The organism is Methanofollis sp., assembly GCF_028702905.1.
GTDB lineage: Archaea > Halobacteriota > Methanomicrobia > Methanomicrobiales > Methanofollaceae > Methanofollis.
On the sequence record NZ_JAQVNX010000187.1, the window covers coordinates 1 to 2596 of the forward strand.

Annotated in this window: 3 protein-coding genes; 2 read left to right on the top strand and 1 reads right to left on the bottom strand. The window is 59.8% G+C overall.

Features of this window, described 5'->3' with window-relative positions:
* On the bottom strand, positions 1-384 hold a 384-nt coding region (locus PHP59_RS12550), incomplete at its 3' end, for a radical SAM protein (RefSeq protein WP_300167488.1).
* Positions 385-565: 181 nt separating this feature from the next.
* Between PHP59_RS12550 and PHP59_RS12555 the strand changes: the two genes are divergently transcribed.
* Together PHP59_RS12555 and PHP59_RS12560 are read left to right on the top strand one after the other, a co-directional pair.
* Entirely contained in the window at positions 566-1483 is a 918-nt protein-coding gene (locus PHP59_RS12555; protein WP_300167490.1) for a hypothetical protein, read from the top strand.
* Between the two features lie 5 nt (positions 1484-1488).
* A partial coding sequence (locus PHP59_RS12560) for a type IV pilin N-terminal domain-containing protein (protein WP_300167492.1) occupies positions 1489-2596 on the top strand: 1108 nt, incomplete at its 3' end.

Here is a 2596-nt window from a genome sequence, read left to right on the forward strand (position 1 = left end):
TCCCTGCAGCCGCCGGAGCATGGCCTCGTCGGGCGCGAGGCCGGTGTAGAGGTGGATCTGGTGGCCGGGGCCGAAGTGCTCCTTGAGAGCCCGGCAGTACTCCACCACCCGGTCGAGCTCGATCAGCGGCTCCCCGCCGGTGACCCCGGTTCCGAGCGCGCTCATCTTCTCGGCCTCGGCGATGGCGTCGGCGGGCGACGAGACCTTCCGGTCGTTTGCGTACACCACGTCGAGGCCCTTCCTCTCGCGGGAGAGCGGGCAGTACCAGCATGTGCGGTGGCACCGGCCGGTCACGAAGAGGACCATCTTTGCGCCCTGGTGGCAGAGGACGCACCCCTGCGAGAGGGATACCGCGTCCGGGGATACTCCCGACTCCTGTTGCATACTGCAGTAGTTATGGGAGGCCCGAGGTGAAAAGGGTTGATGGTGAGAGAGGAGAGGCAGGAGAGGCTCAGAAGGGGCCAGTACACGGAGAATCCAGGCGAGTTTTGGGTTTACCCTGCGTAACGCCGGCGACAGGGAGCAATAGGTACATATAGCCCCTGCACAGAGAGTTACGTTAACTATGCCGTTCCGCGCGCGTGACGACGCCCTCTCGGAAGTTGTCGGATTCGTGCTACTACTGGGGATTATCGTCGTCGCACTCTCGCTTTATCAGTTGTACGGCGTGCCGGCGGTCGGGCGCGAGAACGAGATACTCCATATGAACGCGGTGAAGGACCGGTTCATCGACTACAAGATTGCTCTGGATGGGCTGTGGGTGAACAACAGAACCGGCGTTCTCCTCTCGACGGCCTTCGACCTCGGCACGGACTCCGCGGCGACCGGGGGGCGGGCGTTCTCGTTCCCGCTCCTCACCCCGGCAGGATCGGGGGGGACGATCTCGGTGAAGAGCGGCGGGGCCAACCTGACGATTGAAGCAGCCGGGGACGACCCAGTGATCATCCCCCTCGGTAGCCTCTCTTACACGTCATCGAACCGCTACTGGGTGGAACAGACCTGGATCTACCAGGGAGGCGCGGTCTTCCTCTCCCAGGAGGGGGGGACGACGGTGCGGGTCGGGCCGTCGATCGCGGTGGCGAAGACGAGGGACGACAATATCAGCCTCACCGTAGCCCCGATCAGCCTTGAGGGCTCGGATATGATCTCGGGGTCAGGGCCGGTGCGGGTCGAGACACGGATGCGCAAGAGCGATCCGGCCATCCTTGACTCTCCCTATACCCAGGTGAACCTGACCATCGAGGCTGGCGACGCTAAGGCAGCTGAGGCCTGGAAGAGGGCATTTGGTGAGGTTCAGCAGAGGGCGAAGGACGAGAATGTCACTTCGCTGCTTGTGTCCAAGTTGCCGGATGATAACAAGGTCCGACTCACCATCAACCCGGTGGAAGATGGCGAATCGACAGATAACAAATACATATTCCTCACCGTGTATCCATCGAACTACACGGTGACGATCCACAATGCGGCGTCCCTTGTGGAGTGAATGGCATGAGACAACATCGCGGTGAAGAAGGAGTCTCCGAGGTTGTCGGAACCATCCTTCTGGTCGGCCTGACCGTCCTCGCGGTGGCGGTCGTGGCGGTAGTCTTCCTCTCCGGCCCCCAGCCGGACGAGATCCCCCATGCCACCATCGTCGCGGGGAACAAGAGCGGCAGCCTCGTTCTCACCCACGAGGGGGGCGACCCCCTGAGAGCGGGGGAGTACCGGATCTACGTCGACACCGGAAGCGGACTTGTGGAGAGGACCGGTGATTTTTCCAAACCCGAGGGCGGCATCTGGTCTATCGGTAAGAGCATCAACTATACCGGCACGGAGACGCCAAGGAGGGTGGTCGTGACCGTGATATCAGGCGGCAGCGAGACGATCCTCTCTGAGCCGGCCTTCGTGAGAGGAGGGTCAACGTTCTCCCCGGACCCGGTAGAGCCAGCAGAGCCGATAGAGGAACCACTGCCCCCATTCATCAACTTCACCATTGAGGAGAACGTCTTCGTCTATGGTACCGCTCTCAGCATAGGGGAGGGAATAGGGGGAGGAAGCACAACTGTCACAGGCCCAGGGGCAACGGTTGTTATTACCAGAGGGCTGAAAAAAGAAGATCTTGGAGGTGGAGGTAATGGCATCGCCGTCTCGGAGATCTATATCAACGGTAGCGTTATCCTCGACGGCGGGAGCGCGGGCCTGGGATCGGCGGAAGAACCCGGTAACATCTACGTCAACGGCGATCTCACGTTATGGAATGGACAACGACATATCTACGGCGATGTCTATGTCAACGGTGATTTCAACCTGAAAGACGCGTGGATTCACGGGAAAGTCTACGTTGCTGGAAACCTCACCCTGGACAATACCCCCACGATTGTAAATGACGCACGCATTTATTACACGGGCGCTCTCACGACCCCTGAACATTACAATAGCAATTATGCTACCAACATAGTCGCAAAATGCTTCCACCAGCCAACGGTGCCAGGATTCACCATGCCAGATCTAGGGATACCTTCCACCAAATCCGCTGATTGGTACGCAGCGAAAAACTACACATCGAATGGGCCCCTGACGGACAACAAGAAGATATTCGCCCCCAGTTACTCCTCCC